General features: G+C 34.9%; 22 protein-coding genes. 12 read left to right on the top strand and 10 right to left on the bottom strand.

Going from position 1 to position 17,568, the window contains the following annotated elements:
- Positions 1–27 precede the first annotated feature (27 nt).
- Positions 28–228 (bottom strand): cold-shock protein, encoded by a 201-nt coding sequence (locus DES48_RS12900; RefSeq protein WP_017471671.1) that lies wholly within the window; start codon positions 226–228, stop codon positions 28–30.
- A gap of 293 nt (positions 229–521) precedes the next feature.
- On the opposite strand from DES48_RS12900, the gene rlmN reads away from it, so the two are divergent.
- A complete protein-coding gene (gene rlmN / locus DES48_RS12895; RefSeq protein WP_113869797.1) occupies positions 522–1,586 on the top strand; it encodes a dual-specificity RNA methyltransferase RlmN in 1,065 nt (354 codons plus the stop codon).
- 181 nt (positions 1,587–1,767) lie between these two features.
- Here the strand turns inward: rlmN and DES48_RS12890 are convergent, their stop codons facing one another.
- Genes DES48_RS12890 through DES48_RS12880 form a run of 3 tightly spaced genes read right to left on the bottom strand, consistent with a single transcriptional unit; the run spans position 1,768 to position 4,213 of the window.
- The gene (locus DES48_RS12890) at positions 1,768–2,541 is read right to left on the bottom strand and encodes an ABC transporter permease (protein ID WP_113869795.1); all 774 of its coding nucleotides are present in this window, start codon (positions 2,539–2,541) and stop codon (positions 1,768–1,770) included.
- Positions 2,538–3,275: an ABC transporter ATP-binding protein gene (locus DES48_RS12885; protein WP_113869793.1), complete on the bottom strand. Its 738-nt coding sequence runs from the start codon at positions 3,273–3,275 to the stop codon at positions 2,538–2,540. The genes DES48_RS12890 and DES48_RS12885 overlap by 4 nt, the downstream gene beginning before the upstream one ends.
- On the bottom strand, positions 3,272–4,213 hold the full coding sequence (locus tag DES48_RS12880) for an ABC transporter substrate-binding protein (RefSeq protein ID WP_113869791.1): 942 nt from the start codon (positions 4,211–4,213) through the stop codon (positions 3,272–3,274). The genes DES48_RS12885 and DES48_RS12880 overlap by 4 nt, the downstream gene beginning before the upstream one ends.
- 221 nt (positions 4,214–4,434) lie before the next feature.
- Between DES48_RS12880 and DES48_RS12875 the strand changes: the two genes are divergently transcribed.
- Positions 4,435–5,376, top strand: coding sequence for a prenyltransferase (locus DES48_RS12875; RefSeq protein ID WP_113869789.1), 942 nt, complete (start codon positions 4,435–4,437; stop codon positions 5,374–5,376).
- Positions 5,377–5,456: 80 nt separating this feature from the next.
- Here the strand turns inward: DES48_RS12875 and metA are convergent, their stop codons facing one another.
- The 5 genes from metA to DES48_RS12850 all read right to left on the bottom strand — a co-directional run bounded on the left by metA (position 5,457) and on the right by DES48_RS12850 (position 7,402).
- Positions 5,457–6,365, bottom strand: coding sequence for a homoserine O-acetyltransferase MetA (gene metA / locus DES48_RS12870; RefSeq protein ID WP_113869787.1), 909 nt, complete (start codon positions 6,363–6,365; stop codon positions 5,457–5,459).
- 120 nt (positions 6,366–6,485) lie between these two features.
- Positions 6,486–6,620, bottom strand: coding sequence for a YvrJ family protein (locus tag DES48_RS12865; RefSeq protein ID WP_079709257.1), 135 nt, complete (start codon positions 6,618–6,620; stop codon positions 6,486–6,488).
- Positions 6,621–6,677: 57 nt separating this feature from the next.
- On the bottom strand, positions 6,678–6,890 hold the full coding sequence (locus DES48_RS12860; protein ID WP_079709258.1) for a DUF2922 domain-containing protein: 213 nt from the start codon (positions 6,888–6,890) through the stop codon (positions 6,678–6,680).
- 35 nt (positions 6,891–6,925) lie between these two features.
- Entirely contained in the window at positions 6,926–7,150 is a 225-nt protein-coding gene (locus DES48_RS12855) for a DUF1659 domain-containing protein (protein ID WP_113869785.1), read from the bottom strand.
- Between the two features lie 72 nt (positions 7,151–7,222).
- Positions 7,223–7,402 (bottom strand): YjzC family protein, encoded by a 180-nt coding sequence (locus DES48_RS12850; RefSeq protein WP_113869783.1) that lies wholly within the window; start codon positions 7,400–7,402, stop codon positions 7,223–7,225.
- 149 nt (positions 7,403–7,551) lie between these two features.
- Here DES48_RS12850 and DES48_RS12845 point away from each other — a divergent pair, with 149 nt between their 5' ends.
- The 10 genes from DES48_RS12845 to DES48_RS12800 all read left to right on the top strand — a co-directional run bounded on the left by DES48_RS12845 (position 7,552) and on the right by DES48_RS12800 (position 16,427).
- A complete protein-coding gene (locus DES48_RS12845; RefSeq protein ID WP_113869781.1) occupies positions 7,552–8,331 on the top strand; it encodes a Cof-type HAD-IIB family hydrolase in 780 nt (259 codons plus the stop codon).
- Between the two features lie 210 nt (positions 8,332–8,541).
- A complete protein-coding gene (locus DES48_RS12840) occupies positions 8,542–9,750 on the top strand; it encodes an NAD(P)/FAD-dependent oxidoreductase (protein WP_079709262.1) in 1,209 nt (402 codons plus the stop codon).
- Between the two features lie 358 nt (positions 9,751–10,108).
- Entirely contained in the window at positions 10,109–10,828 is a 720-nt protein-coding gene (locus DES48_RS12835; protein ID WP_113869779.1) for a YebC/PmpR family DNA-binding transcriptional regulator, read from the top strand.
- A gap of 108 nt (positions 10,829–10,936) precedes the next feature.
- On the top strand, positions 10,937–11,875 hold the full coding sequence (locus DES48_RS12830; protein WP_113869777.1) for an aldo/keto reductase: 939 nt from the start codon (positions 10,937–10,939) through the stop codon (positions 11,873–11,875).
- A 123-nt stretch (positions 11,876–11,998) separates the two neighbouring features.
- Complete coding sequence (locus DES48_RS12825) at positions 11,999–12,592, top strand: 3'-5' exonuclease (protein ID WP_113869775.1); 594 nt, start codon at positions 11,999–12,001, stop codon at positions 12,590–12,592.
- 31 nt (positions 12,593–12,623) lie between these two features.
- The gene (locus DES48_RS12820; RefSeq protein WP_113869773.1) at positions 12,624–12,878 is read left to right on the top strand and encodes a DUF6171 family protein; all 255 of its coding nucleotides are present in this window, start codon (positions 12,624–12,626) and stop codon (positions 12,876–12,878) included.
- Positions 12,879–12,959: 81 nt separating this feature from the next.
- Positions 12,960–14,123, top strand: coding sequence for a M20 family metallopeptidase (locus tag DES48_RS12815; protein ID WP_113869771.1), 1,164 nt, complete (start codon positions 12,960–12,962; stop codon positions 14,121–14,123).
- A gap of 107 nt (positions 14,124–14,230) precedes the next feature.
- Entirely contained in the window at positions 14,231–15,022 is a 792-nt protein-coding gene (locus tag DES48_RS12810; RefSeq protein WP_113869769.1) for a transporter substrate-binding domain-containing protein, read from the top strand.
- 30 nt (positions 15,023–15,052) lie between these two features.
- The gene (locus DES48_RS12805; protein WP_079709269.1) at positions 15,053–15,712 is read left to right on the top strand and encodes an amino acid ABC transporter permease; all 660 of its coding nucleotides are present in this window, start codon (positions 15,053–15,055) and stop codon (positions 15,710–15,712) included.
- The gene (locus tag DES48_RS12800; RefSeq protein ID WP_113869767.1) at positions 15,705–16,427 is read left to right on the top strand and encodes an amino acid ABC transporter ATP-binding protein; all 723 of its coding nucleotides are present in this window, start codon (positions 15,705–15,707) and stop codon (positions 16,425–16,427) included. Before DES48_RS12805 ends, DES48_RS12800 begins: the two co-directional genes overlap by 8 nt.
- A 201-nt stretch (positions 16,428–16,628) precedes the next feature.
- Here the strand turns inward: DES48_RS12800 and DES48_RS12795 are convergent, their stop codons facing one another.
- Complete coding sequence (locus tag DES48_RS12795; RefSeq protein ID WP_113869765.1) at positions 16,629–17,558, bottom strand: nuclease-related domain-containing protein; 930 nt, start codon at positions 17,556–17,558, stop codon at positions 16,629–16,631.
- Positions 17,559–17,568 lie beyond the last annotated feature (10 nt).

Below are 17,568 nucleotides of genomic sequence, written 5' to 3'. Positions count from 1 at the left end.
GGTTCATTTTTTTATTACTAGCTGTTATTAGTTTTTTTCAACGTTAGCAGCTTGTGGTCCGCGGTTACCTTCTTCGATATCGAATGTTACGCTTTGACCTTCTTCAAGTGTTTTAAAGCCTTCGCCTTGGATAGCAGAGAAGTGTACGAATACATCGTCTTGTCCTTCTACTTCAATAAATCCAAACCCTTTGTCTGCATTGAACCATTTAACTGTACCTTGTGCCATATTACTTTTCCTCCTAGTGTGGTCGATCCACACAATGTATTACTATTCTTGCTCATGCTTCAAAACGAAAACTTTCACGTTGCAATTAACTTGAAGGTGTTTTGTCGAACAAAATAGCTAAATTCATTATAACAAGTTAATGAGGATAAAGCAAACTTTTACTGAAAAAAATTTAAAAAGTAGTGTAGACGACACATAAAAAGCGATGTTAAACTTGATAGATGGCACTTTTGTCGGTAGTATAGTAACGGTATTAATGTTTATTAATTTAAATAAATGAGTGAGGGTTTATCATGAATAAGAAAAAATCCATATATGGATTGACGAAAACACAGATGATGGAATGGTTGGAAGCACAAGGTCAAAAAAAATTCAGAGCCAAACAGGTTTGGGATTGGTTATATAAGAAACGTGTAAAATCATTTCCAGAAATGCATAATTTAAATCAAGAGTGTCTTACTTTATTAGAAGAGAATTTCTATATTGAGACATTAGAAGAAGAAATTAAACAGGAATCCAAAGACGGAACGATTAAATTCTTATTTAAACTTGCAGATGGTAATTTAATTGAGACAGTGTTAATGCGTTTCTCTTATGGTTTATCCGTTTGCGTGACGACACAGGTTGGTTGCAATATCGGTTGTACGTTTTGTGCGAGTGGCTTATTAAAGAAAAATCGTGATTTATCTTCTGGTGAAATAGTAGAACAAATCATGAAAGTGCAGCACCACTTAGACGAACAAGGTAAAGACGAACGTGTTAGTCATATCGTTGTGATGGGTATTGGAGAACCATTTGATAATTATGATAATACGATGGACTTCGTGCGAGTGGTTAATGATCAACAAGGGCTTTCTATTGGTGCACGCCATATCACAATATCCACAAGCGGATTAGCACACAAAATCCGAACGTTTGCTGATGAGGACCTCCAAGTGAATTTAGCGGTTTCCCTTCATGCGCCAAATGATGAATTAAGAACAAGAATTATGAAAATTAATAAGGCGTTCCCGATTAAAAAAGTGATGGATTCGATTGATTACTATTTAGAAAATAACAATCGTCGTATTACCTTTGAATACATCTTGTTAAAAGGTGTAAATGATCATAAAGAAGAGGCTTTACAACTTGCTAAGTTACTAAAAAATAAAAAGCATCTTTCTTATGTGAACTTAATTCCTTATAATCCGGTTGCAGAGCATAACCAATATGACCGAAGTGAGAAAGAAGCGATTCTTACGTTCTATGAAACCCTATTAAACGCGGGTATCAAGTGTGGTGTTCGTGTGGAACAAGGGTCAGATATTGATGCAGCTTGTGGCCAATTGCGCAGTAAGCAAATGAAGAAAGTAAATTAAAGACAGTAAAAAGAACACGAACAATTACATGTAACCCGTGTATTGTTCGTTTTTTTAACATAAAGTATTCTTGAAAATTTGGCTCTATACTAAATGTGGTGGGCTTTCTGCTCCATCAAGAAAAAGAGATGGTGGAGTGAAATCGCCCCTCCACATTTGACAGAACCCAATTTTTTTCGTGCTAAAATAAAGCCGAGTCTTTCTTTTCTAAAAGCGCCCATTTACAGAAATACCTTTCTGCATAATCAATGATTTTAAATATAAATAAACCTAGTAAACTAATGGCAATAATACCAGCAAACATTTCCACATAATCCACTCGAGTCCAACTATCCATAATAAAATATCCTATGCCGTATGTTGTAGCGTAATTTTCTGCAAAGAATAACACAGAAATACTAGTACCAATACTAATCCGCAAGGCAGTAAATAATTTAGGTAAAGCAGCAGGTATCACAACATGTTTATATATTTGCCATTTATTTGCACCTAGTGATGAAATCGAATAAAAGATTTCTCTACTTAATCCTTTGGTACTATCTCTAGTAGTAACTAAAATTTGAAAGAAAATAATTGTGGTTATTAATACAATTTTTGATGTATTTCCAAGTCCAAATAAAATCATAAACACTGGTAAAAATGCGATTTTTGGCAAGGGGAACAGTAAGTAGATGACTGGTCCAAAAAATAAATCGTACTTCTCATGCATACCTAAGTATAAACCAATGGTTCCTCCACAAAAAACAGCAATGATGATAGAAAAGACAATTCTAGTGAGACTTACTGCTAAATGAATCAATAAGTCATCTTGTAATAATTGAATAAAAACTAAAATTGTTTGAAATGGATTTGGAATTATATTGGATTTAATAATTAAATGCAATATATACCAGATAATTAGAACAAATAAACTTGCGTATATCGTTTTGAATTGTTTAAGATATCGTATTATCATGATGGTCTTCCTGCCATTTCACTACGAACTTCCACACATAACTTATGAAAATCAGTAGTATTACGAAAAGCTTTATCACCAAAATGAGGGTTATCAATGATTTTTTTTATTGTACCATTGGAAGGGTGCATGATAATTATTTTTTCACCTAAAAATACTGCTTCTTCAATATTATGTGTAATAAGGACAATGGTTAACTGTTTTTGATGATAAAGCTTAATCATGAGGTCTTGTAAGGACTCTCTTGTGATGGCATCTAATGCAGAAAATGGTTCATCCATTAGTAATATGTCTGGTTCAATTGAGATAGCTCTAGCAATTGCTATTCGTTGTTGCTGACCTCCACTCAACTGAGTCGGATATTGACGACGTTGTTGGTAAACATTTAGTTCAGTTAAAATCATTTTAACTACATTATCTCGATGATTTTTAGAAAAACCCCTAAGTTTAAGACCTAAACCTGCATTATCCCAAACTGTTTTCCAAGGTAATAAACCATAATTTTGTAAGATGACCCCTGTTTTATCTCTGATGTCAGTTAATGTTGTCCCATTAATAATAATCTTTCCTTCATTGGGTTTTCGAAGGCCTGCAAGTTGATATAATAGAGTTGTTTTACCGCAGCCAGAAGGACCAATAATGGCACAACTTTCATTTCTTTTAACCTGCATATTTAGATTGTTTAATATTTTTGTTTGTCCGTACTGTACAACTAAATTATGTACGTCAATCATGACTCCGTATATTCCTTAGCAATCATCTCATCATACTTTAAGTTTGTTTGAATTTTTTGTGCTTCTTCCACCCACGTTATGATTTTATTCATATATTCTTCACTAGGAATTCGAGCTTGATGATAGGTTGGCAAAGTAATTAAATCTTGAATTTCTGGTTTTAGATCAATTGCTTCAATTAATACTTCTCTAGCTAATGTATCATCGCTATTAATTGCATTCACGGCTTGATTATAGCCTTTAATAAATCGTTGTATTGCTTCTCTTTTTTCATTTAATGCTTTTGTAGTAAATACCATTGCTTCAGGCATATAACCGTCATCATCTGTGATTGAGATGAGCTTTGTTAAACCGGCAACTTCACCGTTGGAGGCGATTGGTTCTGGGAAGAAACCAATATCTAATTGCTCAGTCTGGACCATTTCTAATCGTGTTGGAATTTCTGGAATGTAAACTTTTTCTATATTATAGTCTTTCGCAACATAATGATCTGCTAAATAATTGGATACACTGACTTCCATAATCCCTAATTTTTTTCGTCCCTTTTGTTCAAAGTTATCGCCGACTAGAAAAGCAAAGCTACCGTCTGTGCTTGTAACAATTTTTGTATCGAATCCATTGTGTTTATTATTGATATAGGCAATAAGGTCAGTCATTGTTCCGTCCAGTTCGTTTGCTTGAATGGCACTTTGACGATTGTTTGCGTTTGTATAGATTTTAGCATCTAAATCAAGGTTTAAATCGTCAAAATAGCCTTCTTTTTCTGCTAGAAGAATGGGGGCAGCATCCACAGCTGGCATCAAGCCAATTGATAAAGAAACCGTTTCCTCTTTTTCAATTTTATCTGATTGCTGATTATTATTACTTGTTTCCGAAGAGCAAGCAGTTATAAAAAATAATAATAAAATAATAAAACTAGTAAACCTCATGTATTTCATATGGAAATTCTCCTTTTCAAAAAAATATTTATCTCACATATGTACTTATTTTAATTAAATATAATATACATTTCAATGTGAAAAGTTGAACATTTAAAGGGGATATCATGAATGTTTTGTGAACAGAAAAATCTATATAAAGGCGTTTGTTTCTTAAAAAATATTGACAATAATCAAATGAAGTGAAAGAATGAACAAAGTCAGAGAGGGGAAGGAATTATATGGAATATAAATTGATTCTTCAAGATTTTGTGACAAGCATTCCAAAAATATCAAAAAAAACAATCTATGAAGTGTTTATTGCTACAAGACCATTATCACTAACTTTAGCTATTTATTCAACTACGATTGGGATAGTCATTGCCTATCATAATGGTTTTCTTTTTCAAACAGGTCAATTAGTTTACGATTTACTTAAAATCTGTTTAGTTACCCTGGCTGGAATCTTCGTACAAACGGGGGCAAATTTAATCAATGATTATTTTGAGTGTGAATATAAATATCGACCACAAAGTGTGAAAAAGTATCATTTTTTAGGGAAACAACGCACACTATTTGATATTTTTATATTTTTATTTGGTATGGCTTGTTTTGGTGCAACTGGATTGCTAGGGCTGCTCTTACTTTACTTTGGTACTAAAGAAGTTTTAATTGTAGGTATTTTAGGAATGATTGGTAGTTATTCGTATACAGGAGAACCAATCGTGTATAAAAAAAGAGGGTTAGGAACCCCACTTTCTTTCTTATTGATGGGGCCGCTTATGGTATATGGAGCTTATGTTGTTTTTGCAGGTAGTTTTTCTTGGTCACCAGTATTGTTAAGTCTACCTGTAAGTTTGTTAATACCAGCGTTAATGTTAAGCAATGAATTAAGAGATTTTGAACGTGATGGTAAACTTGGTATTCAAACATTAACAGTTAGGTTTGGTTACATCTTTGGTAGAAATTTATACATAGGATTACTGGCAGCAAGCTATCTTCTTGTAATCATATTTGTCTGGATTAAGATACTTCCTTTTTATGCTTTATTTGTTTTGTTTACAGTTCCGTTAGCATGGAAAAGCTATCGTTTAGTTGCTGTAAATGAAAGCGCACTTGTTCCAAAAACTAATAAATTACATCTAAGCTTTGGTCTCATTATGATTATTTCGCTACTTTTTTAAATGTAATTATTAGTCATTCAAACGAACATTTTTACGTATCACTTTTTAACGTTCGTTTGAATGACGCCTTAGTTATATATTCAGTCCCACGTATATGGCGTCTCTTGGTATACATAGTAATTCAACCAGTTAGAAAAGATTAAATATGCTTGTGAACGCCAACGATTTAATGGAAGATTATCTGGATTGTTATCGGGAAAGTATCCAGTAGGCATATGAATATCTAAACCTTTATTGAGATCACGTTTATATTCTTCAGCAAGCGTTGTAGCATCATATTCAATGTGTCCGGTAATCATAATATGCCTTTCATCCTTTGAAACAATAAGAAACGGACCGGCTTTCTCCGATTGATCAAGCGGGACTAAATCAGGATGCTTCATAATATCACTGATTTGAATATCAGTGTTGCGTGAGTGCGGTGCTAGGAATTCATCATTAATACCCCGAACCAATTTACATGTCGGTTCCACCAGCTGATGGTTAAAAATGCCACTTAACTTATGTGAACGACTATCTTTGTTAATTCCGTAGTGATAATACAGCGCTGCTTGAGCTCCCCAACAGATATGAAGAGAAGAGGTTACATTATCTTTTGCCCATTCCATAATCGCAGTAATCTCTTGCCAATAATCAACTTTCTCAAATGCCAAGTGCTCGATTGGTGCACCGGTAATAATCATTCCATCGTATCGTTGTGAACGAACGTCTTCAAATGTTTTATAGAATTGTTTTAGATGAGATTCTGCTACATTTTTCGACTGATAACTTTTTGTATGTATAAAGTCAACGTATACTTGTAGTGGTGAATTACTAAGCAGACGCAATAATTGTGTTTCTGTTCGTTCTTTTTCTGGCATAAGATTTAAAATCAAAATTTTTAAAGGACGAATATCTTGTGTAGTCGCTCTCTCCGTATCCATTATAAAAATATTTTCTTTTTCTAAAATGCTTCTAGCCGGTAATTGTTTTGGAACATTAATTGGCACAAAAATACCCCCTATACTTTTCTTATTATAGCTATCATCGTAAAGAAGAGCAACAATTCTAATAATTACAATAAAAAATGCTATTTTCTTATCGTTTGATAGAAAATAGCACGTTATTTGTTACAGCTTTTCAGGTAAGGATAAAATCGATTCGATTAATGTGTTCAACTTAGCCTCAATTCGGTGTAACAAGTAAAATGTTACAGCGATTGGAAAGCCTAGATCAGTCACAATAGAGATCCATGTATCCTCCATAGTAAGCTCCTTTCTATACATATAATAGAGGGGAGCAAAAAACGCTCCCTAACTTTGTTAAATGTTAATATCGGTAACTTGACGATCTACAATACGAGCACTTTTTTTACTTACCAGTTCCCCACCTGAAGAGAGAAGTGCTTGCTGGTCAAGGACTTGATCCATTGCTGCACTTACAGCGGGGGCATCTACTGGCTCCACAGGTGAATCAAGAGAAATTGTTACTGTTTTATTTTCTTCGTTCAAAAATTTTAATTCAAGCTTTCTCATTTGTATTTCCTCCTTTTTTGATTACTTGTATAAAACTATTCTGCGGTAATAAGGTCTGTGTCATTTCGTTTCACCATATACAAGGGTAGCGTTTGTAAAGGCGCAAGCGCTTCTGCAATTGCTAGAAGCTGATCAGGTGTAGCGTCTGTTTTTACATTTGTTAAGCTTTTGGTTTTTGTTACCATGTTGCCATTGCTCTCGTTAATGCCATTGTCCAAAACAAGTTGTAAACGCGTATCAAGTGTTTGCGTTACTGCCATAAAAAATCACCTCCTTTCACTTCTATAATCGTAACTAGAAGGAAAAAAGGTGTAACAAAAATTTTAAAAAGACTACGGTTTTCGTTTGGGCATCCATTTTCGATCTTTATTTGTGGTCTCAGGAAATCTTTCTCCAGCAGTTAGCTTGACGGATTTGGGGTTATTCACCATACTCCCTGTTTCGCCAATTTCTACGTAGATACCATTATTCGGAGCCTTTTGTCCAGGTTCAAATTGATGGTTTTGTCCCATATACCATCACCTCCTTTTTCATAGGTTATCCAACGTACTTCAAAATAATTTATTTTCTAATAAAGGAATCTTTATTTAATATAAAAAGTATCTAATACAGTATGATATACTTGGTTATGCTAAAATGAATCGACAAAGGAGACAGTATAATGAAGGAACAAAGTATTATTTTTTTTGATATTGATGGAACATTACTGGATGATGATAAAAAGCTGCCGCAGAATACAAAAAAAGCAGTACAACAATTGCAAGCGGATGGTCATACTGTTGCTATAGCAACGGGAAGAGCACCGTTTATGTTTGAATCATTAAGAAACGAGTTAAATATTAATACATATGTTAGTTACAATGGGCAATATGTCGTAGCTAACGGGGAAGTGGTTTATAAAAACCCGCTTGATTTAAATGCTTTATTAAAGTTAACGAAAGTAGGATTGGAGAATAATCATCCAATCGTTTATATGGATCATGAAGATATGAAAGCAAATGTGCCACATCATGATTATATCTCAGAGAGTATTGCATCATTGCAAATCGATCAATTTCCAACACATGATCCTTATTATTATCAAGATAGAGAAATACTGCAATCTCTCTTTTTCTGTTCAGAAGGGGAAGAAGTCTATTATCAGAACAACTTCCCAGCTTTTAATTTCGTGCGTTGGCACCCATTATCAGTTGATGTACTGCCAAAAGGAGGTTCAAAAGCAAAAGGAATTGAACAAGCAATGACTGCACTTGGTATAGCGAAAGTGAATCAATACGCATTTGGAGATGGGTTAAATGATTTAGAAATGTTGTCTACCGTTACACATAGTGTAGCAATGGGGAATGCAAAAGATGAAGTGAAAGAAGTTGCGAAATATGTAACCAAATCAGTGGATGAAGACGGGATTTTATCTGGACTTAAGATGGTAGGTTTGTTATAAACAAGTTCTTGTTTCAAAAACAAAATTAATAATCTATGCACCTTTAGTTAGACGTTAATAACGGTTTTTGTTAAAATAAATAATGTGCATTGGTTTTATTCGGGGATAAAGCGAGAAAAAATTAGAAATCGTATCGTATTTTCTTACATAATAAAAAAATGAAAATAGAGTAGATACGAATTTTTTAACAAACAGAAGGGGTTGAAGTCGATGAGTAAACCAAAAATAGTTGTCTTAGGTGCTGGTTACGCTGGCATGATGACAACCAAACGACTATTGCAAAAATTATCAGCAGAGGAAGCTGAGATTGTCTTAGTGAATAAACATAATTATCACTATCAAACAACTTGGTTACATGAAGTTGCTGCGGGAACAATTGATCCGAACCGTTCTCGAATTATGATTTCTGATGTTATTAACCCAAACCGTGTCTCGATTGTGGAAGATACGGTAGAAAAAATTGACCCAGACCAAAAGAAAGTGCAATTAACAAATGGTGAAATGGATTACGATTATCTAGTAATCGGGTTAGGCTTTGAAAAAGCGACCTTTGGTATTCCTGGTATGGCAGAGCATGCGTTATCTATTCAAAGTGTAGATAAGAGTCGTTATATCCGTGATCACATCGAACATCAATTTGCACGTTACCACAATGGTGAAAGTGACAAAGACGAGTTATTAACGATTGTCGTAGGTGGTAGTGGTTTCACAGGAATTGAGTTTGTTGGGGAACTAGCTGAACGCGTACCGCAATTATGTAGAAAATACGATATTGATCCAAGTAAACCAAGAATCATCAATATTGAAGGTGCATCATCGATCCTACCAGGTTTTGATGAAGATCTAATTAACTATGGTCAAAAGTCTCTAGAAGATCGTGGTGTAGAATTTAAATTTAATACGTTCATTAAAGAATGTACGGAGGATTCAGTTATTTTTGGTGATGATCGTGAAGAAATTAAGGCAGGTACGATTGTTTGGACTGGTGGCGTTCAGGCAAATTCTATCATTGGTGAATCTGGATTTGAATTAACAAAAGGTAAAGTTAATGTCGATACTGATTTGCGTTCTCCTCAATATGATGATGTCTTTATTTTAGGAGATTGTGCATGGGTAATGAATAAAGAAACAGGCAGACCATATGCACCAACAGCACAAATTGCTATCCAAGAAGCAGATGTAGCTTCTGCTAACCTTGCTGCATTAATTCGTGGTGGCGCATTAAAAGAATTTGTTTTTGACAACAAAGGTACTGTAGCGTCATTAGGTGGTCGCCACGCAATGGGTTCTATTTTTGATGGAAAACAATTGTATGGCTTCTCAGCAAAAATGATGAAAAACATTATTGATGACCGTTATCTATTCTTATTAGGTGGACCTGGCTTAGTACTAAGAAAAGGTAAATTTAAACCTTTCTAAGTAGCAGATAAATAGAAAGCAAGCTTATATTGTAATGATTGAAGGAGGATTCCGTTCATGAAAAACACGTTGCTTGTCACACTAATAACATTCGCTTCAGCAATTGCGTATGTGTTGTTTTCACGTGAAGCTGAACATAGAAGAGATTTTCATTAAGATGAAACTAACCTAGCATGAAGTGCTAGGTTAGTTTTTTTTTATGAAAGAATTACTGCAATTCTTCACTAAACTGTAATGATTAAAAAAATGTTTTCATGAAATTCACTTAACAAATCTTGGTTTTACGGTATAATATGTTAGGTACTTAACTAATATTTCGTATTTATAAAGTTAGAAATAGAAAGTGAGAGGATTTTAAATGGGACGTAAATGGAATAATATTAAAGAGAAAAAAGCTTCCAAAGATGCAAATACTAGTCGTATCTATGCTAAATTTGGTAGAGAAATTTATGTAGCAGCTAAACAAGGAGAGCCGGATCCAGAATCAAATCAACATTTAAAATTTGTACTAGAACGTGCAAAAACATATAGTGTTCCAAAACACATTATCGATAAAGCTATTGAAAAAGCAAAAGGCGGATTAGATGAGAACTATGATGAATTACGTTATGAAGGCTTTGGACCAAATGGTTCTATGATAATCGTTGACACACTTACCAATAATGTTAATCGAACGGCAGCTGATGTTCGTGCAGCATTCAGTAAGAATGGTGGAAACATGGGTGTAAATGGTTCCGTTGCTTATATGTTTGATGCGACAGCCGTTATTGGTTTTGAAGGAAATTCTGCCGATGAAGTATTGGAATGGTTGATGGAAGCAGAAGTAGATGTACGCGATATTCTAGAAGAAGATGATGCTGTTATTGTTTATGCAGAACCAGAACAATTCCATCATGTACAAGAAGTACTTAAACAACAAGGGATTACAGAGTTTTCTGTAGCTGAAAGGACCATGTTAGCGCAATCCGAAGTAGTCCTTTCTGAAGAAGATCAAGAACAATTTGAAAAATTGATTGAAGCGTTAGATGATTTAGAAGATGTGCAACAAATTTATCATAATGTAGATTTAGCAAACTAGCTTAGTAAAAGCTGAACATTCCAGTTCAGCTTTTTTTATGTTTACATCTAAATAATTATGGGTAAATTTTGTATGTTATAGATAAAAACAAAGAAAGGAAGTATACAAATGACACAACGTGTACAACTAGGACAATCAGGCTTATATGTGAATCCAATTGGACTAGGAACGAATGCGGTTGGAGGACATAACATATATCCTAACTTAGATGAAGAGGCTGGAAAAGATTTAGTTCGAACAGCTTTAAAAAAAGGAATTAACTTCTTAGACACTGCATATATATATGGACCAGAACGTTCAGAAGAATTAGTGGGTGAAGTTGTAAAAGAATCAGGCAAGCGAGAAGAAGTAGTGATAGCGACAAAAGGTGCCCATAAATTTGTAGGAAATGAAACGATCATGGATAATTCACCTGAATTTTTAGTTGAAGCTGTTGAAAGCAGTTTAAAACGTCTACAAACGGATTATATTGATTTGTTTTACATTCATTTTCCTGATGATCATACACCGAAAGATGAAGCAGTAGCAGCTCTACAAGAATTAAAAGAAAAAGGACAAATTAAAGCAATTGGTGTATCTAATTTTTCTTTAGAACAACTAAAAGAAGCAAATAAAAATGGCTTAGTTGATGTTTATCAAGGAGAATATAACTTGTTACAACGTGATGCAGAAAAAGATATCTTACCTTATTGTGCTAAAAACAATATCACGTTTATTCCATACTTTCCACTTGCATCAGGTCTATTAGCCGGTAAATATACGAAAGACACAACCTTTAATGATTTGCGTCAAAACATGGCGCATTTTCAAGGGCGTCAATTTGAACATAACTTGGAAAAAGTAAATCAAGTAAGAGGAATTGCAGAAGAAAAAGGTGTAGGAGTGCCACATATTGTACTAGCATGGTATCTTGCACAACCAGCAATCGATGCAATTATTCCTGGAGCGAAACGCGAAGAACAAGTTATTAGCAACTTAAAAACATTAGATGTTACGCTAACAGAACATGAAATTGAGCGAATCGATAGTATCTTCTCAGAACAATAAAAGGTGAAGGTTGAGTGATTTTATTAGTCACTTAACCTTTTTTTATTACAAATTTTTTTAATGGGAAGTAAGGAAATAGTTTGTTAGAATATAAATATACTATTTAGATCTAGGAGAGGTAAAATGAATTTTGTTGCAATTGATTTTGAAACTGCCAATCGTTATCGTAATAGTGCTTGTGCTATCGGGATTGTGGTCGGTAATGAAACTGGTGTAATCGACGAGTTTTATAGTCTCATTAATCCAATGATGCCATTTGAATCACAAAATATACGGGTTCATGGGATCACTGAGGCAGATGTGCAAGATGCACCAACTTTTTATGATATATGGCCTAGGGTAAAAGATTATCTAAAAGACCAGTTGGTTGTTGCACATAATGCTAGTTTTGATATGAGTGTGCTAAGAGCATCATTAGATCAATATCAATTACCATACCCTAATTTACAATATGTTTGCTCGGTTATGCTTTCAAGACAAGTGTGGCCAGGGCTTGTAAACTATAAGCTTAATACTCTAGCAGATATTCATGGTATCATGCTTGATCATCACCACGCATTAGCGGATTCGAGAGCTGTTGTAGATTTAATTGTGAAAGCGTTTAAAGATAACGAAATAATGGATTTCGAGCAATTACTACAGCACCATGGACTGGTTTGTGGTCAACTATATGAACGAAGTTATCGCACCCCTAAACGAAAGAAGAGAAAAGTTTAAAAATATTTTAACTATCTCAGGAGGAATATCTATGACATGCAAAGGCTGTTCTGCGACAGTAAGACATAGTAAAGAAGAGGTGCAAGCATTAGTTGAAGGACAGTTAATGTTTGAAGTGAATGTCGTTTCTGATCAAGTTTATTCAGAGCGATTGGCTATTTGTGCAAGTTGTCCGCATTTACAATATGAAACAACGTGTGGCTTTTGTGGTTGCTTTGTTGCCTTTCGAGCAAAACTATCAAATAAACGATGCCCTGATCCAAAAGGTGCTAGATGGGATAAATAAGATTCTCTCTCTTAATACTAGATGGAATTATTATTATGCGATATAATGTATAATAATTCATCATAGATAGGAGACAGGAATATGCAGAAACTACATACTACGGTACATGAACTCAAAACTAGTTTATGTAAAATTAGTGATGATCTTTTTGAACACCCAGAGTTAGGTGATCAAGAATTTCGTTCCATGGGAATACTGGTTGATTTTCTAAAACAACATGACTTTGAGGTTGAAACTGGTTTAGTAAATCGTGAAACTTCATTTAAGGCGGTATATGATAGTAAAAAAAGTGGGCCGACTATTGCATATATGGCTGAGTATGATGCGCTTCCAGTCGTGGGGCATGGTTGCGGTCATAATATGATTGCTACTATGAGCGTAGGTGCAGGAATTGCATTAAGCAAAGTACTTGATCAAATCGGCGGTAAAGTAATTGTGTTTGGTACGCCTGCAGAAGAGACCAACGGAGCAAAAGTTCCAATGGCAGAGGCTGGATTATTTGATGAAGTTGATGTTGCGATGATGGTGCATCCTGGTGATGTTTCCACAGAAAGTGGTGAATCATTAGCAATGGATGCCATTCAATTTGAGTTTTTTGGGAAAACAAGTCACGCTGCAGCTTCTCCAGAAAAAGGGATTAATGCACTTGATAGCGTGATTCAATTATTCAATGGTATCAACGCTCTTCGCCAACATGTTACACCTGATGTTCGAATTCATGGCATTATTACAGAAGGTGGCATGGCTGCGAATGTTGTACCTGATTATGCCGTGGCTCAATTCTATGTTAGAGCGAAAGAACGAACGTACCTTAATACCGTTGTAGAACAAGTAAAACAAATAGCCAATGGGGCAGCTACGATGACAGGCGCAACTTTGAAAATAAGTAATTATGAGCTAAGCTATGATGATATGTGTACCAATCAGATATTGTCTGACCAGTTCAACAAAAATTTGCATCAAGCAGGCGAGACAGTTATTCAGCCAGCAAAAAAATCTTACGGTTCAATCGATATGGGGAATGTAAGTCATGTATGCCCTGCTATCCATCCTTATATTGGGTTTGGACAACCGGGTTTTGTTGCACATACGACCGAATTTGCTAATCAGACGATCACTGAAACAGGTCATGAAGTTATTGCACGCGGCGCGCTTTCACTTGCCCTTACAGGTGCTGATGTTATTACACAACCGAATTTACTAGACCAGATAAAGATAGCATTTATTGAAGCGCAAAAAAAATAAAAATAATATCAATTTTATTTTTTTTCTTCACAAATGTATAAATATTTGATAGAATTCATAATCATACATTATTGATGTTTAAAAACTTAGAGGAAGGAACGTAAACCATGAAAAAACATTTATTATTATTTATTGCATTTATTGGATTCTTCACTATTTTATTATCTGGATGTGGGACAACAGGAGAAGAAGATAGTAGTGAAAATACAGATGCAACTAGTTCAGAAGATAAAGAAGTATTAGAAATGGCTACATCAGCTGATTTCGCTCCATTTGAATCAAGAAATGAAGCTGGTGATATTGAAGGATTTGACATTGATTTAGCAAACTATATCGCGGACGAACTCGGGTATGAACTAAAAATTACTGATATGAAATTCGATGGTTTAATTGGCGCTCTACAAAATGAGCGCGTCGATATGGTGTTATCTGGAATGTCGACAACAGAAGAGCGTAAACAAAATGTTGACTTTTCCAAAGAATATCATCACTCGGGTGAAATGTTTGTGACCTTGAAAGATTCTGATATTACTTCAGTAGATGATATTGAAGGAAAAACAGTTGGGGTGCAATTGGGCACAATTCAACAAACGGGGGCAGAAAAACTTCAAGAAGACATGGATTTTGAAATTAAAGCAGTTGATAACGGACCAACATTAATTCAAGAATTAATTTCCAACCGAATTGATGTAGCTTATATGGATAAATCAGTCGCAAAAGGATATATTGAAGAACAAGACTTGGCTGGATTTGATGATCCAACAAGTAGTTCTCCTGGAATGGGGATTGCCTTTCCTAAAGGTAGTGAATTAGTTGATGATGTCAACGAAGTTCTAGCTCAAGCAGAAGAGAATGGAAAGTTACAAGAGTTAAAGGATAAATGGTTGTCAGAAGAATAAAATATACTTGAAAGAAAAGAGGTGTAAGGCATGAATTTGGATTTTAGCCAAATTGTGCCTTATATTCCTTTTATGTTAGAAGGAATATGGGTAACGTTAAAATTTGTGTTTTTTGCTATTATATTTGGATTTATACTAGGTACCATTTTGGCCTTATTTAAAATTAATCATGTCCGTCCACTAAGATGGTTTGCTGATGCATATACATCTATTTTTCGAGGCACACCATTAATTTTGCAATTAATGATTATTTATTTTGCCGTACCACAATTAACAGGGTACGACATCACACCATTTCTATCAGCAATATTAGCATTTGGTTTAAATTCATCTGCTTATGTATCAGAAATAATTAGAGCAGGTATTAATGCCGTTGATAGAGGTCAAACAGAAGCGGCAATTGCCTTAGGTATACCTTATCGTCAAAGGATGACGGATATTATTTTACCGCAAGCAATGAAAAATATTTTACCAGCATTAATGAATGAATTCATTACCTTAACCAAAGAGTCAGCATTAGTTTCCACAATTGGTTATCTAGATTTAATGAGACGGGCGCAAGTAGTGGGGGCAGACTTATATCGTAATTTTGAACCGTTACTATTTGTAGGTGTGCTATACTGGTTAATGGTTATGGGTCTAACGATAATCGGGAGGCTCTTGGAACGGAGGATGAGTGTAAGTGATTAAAGTCGAACATTTAACAAAAAAATTCGGAAATAATGAAGTATTATCTGATATATCAACTGAAATAAAAAAAGGGGAAGTCGTATCCATTATCGGGCCTTCGGGTTCAGGTAAATCTACTTTTTTACGGTGTATCAATCTATTGGAAAAACCAACAGACGGTAAAATTGTTGTTAATAATCAGGAATTAACTGATCCGAAGACAAATATTATGAAAGCGCGCGAACAAATTGGTATGGTGTTTCAACATTTTCACTTGTTTCCACACCTATCTGTATTGGACAATCTCACTTATGCACCAATGAAAGTAAGAAAAGAATCAAAACTTGCTGCTCAAGAAAAAGCAATGGACTTACTTGCCAAAGTAGGATTATCGGATAAAGCAGATGCCTATCCAAGTAGTTTATCCGGTGGGCAAAAACAACGGGTCGCTATTGCAAGAGCTTTAGCGATGGAACCAGAATTAATGTTATTCGATGAACCAACGTCAGCCTTAGACCCTGAGATGGTAAAAGAGGTATTAGACGTAATGAAGGATCTCGCGCATTCTGGCATGACGATGGCAGTAGTAACACATGAGATGGGCTTTGCACGAGAAGTTGCTGATCGTGTGCTTTTCTTAGATCATGGTGTATTAGTTGAAGAAGGAGAGCCAACTTCCTTTTTTGATGCACCAAAAACAGAACGAGCAGCTTCCTTTTTAGAAAAAATATTATAGTCATTATTTAGAGAGAGCTTTTCTATGTGAAAAGTTCTCTTTTTCTTTTACATTTGGTGTAGTTGCAACAAGATTTCGAAAGTCGCAACAAGATCGCGAAAGTCGCAACAAAATCGCAAAAGTCGCAACAAAATCGCAAAAGTTGCAACAAGCTCGCGAAAGTTGCAACAAGATCATCAAATCTTTAACAACACTTAATCTTTATTCAATAAAGTTGGATAAATCATACTGGCGTTGATATGTCTGCCCTCTAACTTTTAAATTCATGCTTCTTAATAACCGTGATGCAGTATATTTAGAGTCGATCAGAAGAAAATCTCTAAATTGTTTATTAGTTATACGTGGACCAAAAAGATAAGCAAAGTCTTTTAATGCGCTGATATGCGCAGTTTTATTTTGAAGACCGCATTCTGTACACGTCCAAGTGCCATACGTACGTCTCATAATGTTAAACTTACACTTCTTACAAAGGGCTCCTTTTCGTACATTACTCATCGTTGGGATAAAAGAGAGGGGTCTTTCTTGGTGTTTGCTAAGCAGTTTATTGGCTAACAGGTACCGTTCTTGTTTACCGAATATTTCTTTCGTGTATTGATTATTCAATTCTTTTAGTCGAAAAGGTAATTGATGAATCGGAAGCATGTCTGAATGGTGGAAGTTCACTTGCGCTTGATCATGTGAGAAGATAACTAGAGTGTGAATAGGTGGGGGATCATAGCCAAGTTCTTGCAAGAGAAGATGAAGTTGTGCTTTTTGCAAATTAGCTTGTTGTAACGGGTGTTGATAGACTTTTTCTATTGCATCTTTCACTTGAATAAGTTGGTTAGCGTCATTAACAACTAGCTTTCCATTCATATGTTTCACTTCGGTAATTAACAAGAAAGTCGGAAATATAAATAACCCATCCATTTGGAAATGATGCTGCGCAACTTCCAAACGCAAACCATAGAGATCGTCGTGTAACAAAGCGGTATTCACATCTATAAAATAGGGTAGACGCTTTTCGCCAAGATAACCCGCCAATTCTTTTCCATACTGCTCAAGTATATCTTCAGCTTCAAACTGACATCTTTCTTTGAAAATAGCTAACTGTGATAGTCGTTTTGTTTTTTGTGGAGGTCGAATAATCAACTAACCACCC

Origin of the sequence: Paraliobacillus ryukyuensis, assembly GCF_003315295.1 — a bacterium.
GTDB classification, from domain to species: Bacteria; Bacillota; Bacilli; order Bacillales; family Amphibacillaceae; genus Paraliobacillus; species Paraliobacillus ryukyuensis.
This window is presented reverse-complemented; position numbering and strand designations above follow the sequence as displayed.

Excerpts from the sequence above, each read along its gene's own strand:
- DES48_RS12900 (WP_017471671.1), bottom strand. The coding sequence starts at position 228 with ATGGCACAAGGTACAGTTAAATGGTTCAATGCAGACAAAGGGTTTGGA.
- rlmN (WP_113869797.1), top strand. The coding sequence starts at position 522 with ATGAATAAGAAAAAATCCATATATGGATTGACGAAAACACAGATGATG.
- DES48_RS12890 (WP_113869795.1), bottom strand. The coding sequence starts at position 2,541 with ATGATAATACGATATCTTAAACAATTCAAAACGATATACGCAAGTTTA.
- DES48_RS12885 (WP_113869793.1), bottom strand. The coding sequence starts at position 3,275 with ATGATTGACGTACATAATTTAGTTGTACAGTACGGACAAACAAAAATA.
- DES48_RS12880 (WP_113869791.1), bottom strand. The coding sequence starts at position 4,213 with ATGAAATACATGAGGTTTACTAGTTTTATTATTTTATTATTATTTTTT.
- DES48_RS12875 (WP_113869789.1), top strand. The coding sequence starts at position 4,435 with ATGGAATATAAATTGATTCTTCAAGATTTTGTGACAAGCATTCCAAAA.
- DES48_RS12865 (WP_079709257.1), bottom strand. The coding sequence starts at position 6,620 with ATGGAGGATACATGGATCTCTATTGTGACTGATCTAGGCTTTCCAATC.
- DES48_RS12860 (WP_079709258.1), bottom strand. The coding sequence starts at position 6,890 with ATGAGAAAGCTTGAATTAAAATTTTTGAACGAAGAAAATAAAACAGTA.
- DES48_RS12855 (WP_113869785.1), bottom strand. The coding sequence starts at position 7,150 with ATGGCAGTAACGCAAACACTTGATACGCGTTTACAACTTGTTTTGGAC.
- DES48_RS12850 (WP_113869783.1), bottom strand. The coding sequence starts at position 7,402 with ATGGGACAAAACCATCAATTTGAACCTGGACAAAAGGCTCCGAATAAT.
- DES48_RS12845 (WP_113869781.1), top strand. The coding sequence starts at position 7,552 with ATGAAGGAACAAAGTATTATTTTTTTTGATATTGATGGAACATTACTG.
- DES48_RS12840 (WP_079709262.1), top strand. The coding sequence starts at position 8,542 with ATGAGTAAACCAAAAATAGTTGTCTTAGGTGCTGGTTACGCTGGCATG.
- DES48_RS12835 (WP_113869779.1), top strand. The coding sequence starts at position 10,109 with ATGGGACGTAAATGGAATAATATTAAAGAGAAAAAAGCTTCCAAAGAT.
- DES48_RS12830 (WP_113869777.1), top strand. The coding sequence starts at position 10,937 with ATGACACAACGTGTACAACTAGGACAATCAGGCTTATATGTGAATCCA.
- DES48_RS12825 (WP_113869775.1), top strand. The coding sequence starts at position 11,999 with ATGAATTTTGTTGCAATTGATTTTGAAACTGCCAATCGTTATCGTAAT.
- DES48_RS12820 (WP_113869773.1), top strand. The coding sequence starts at position 12,624 with ATGACATGCAAAGGCTGTTCTGCGACAGTAAGACATAGTAAAGAAGAG.
- DES48_RS12815 (WP_113869771.1), top strand. The coding sequence starts at position 12,960 with ATGCAGAAACTACATACTACGGTACATGAACTCAAAACTAGTTTATGT.
- DES48_RS12810 (WP_113869769.1), top strand. The coding sequence starts at position 14,231 with ATGAAAAAACATTTATTATTATTTATTGCATTTATTGGATTCTTCACT.
- DES48_RS12805 (WP_079709269.1), top strand. The coding sequence starts at position 15,053 with ATGAATTTGGATTTTAGCCAAATTGTGCCTTATATTCCTTTTATGTTA.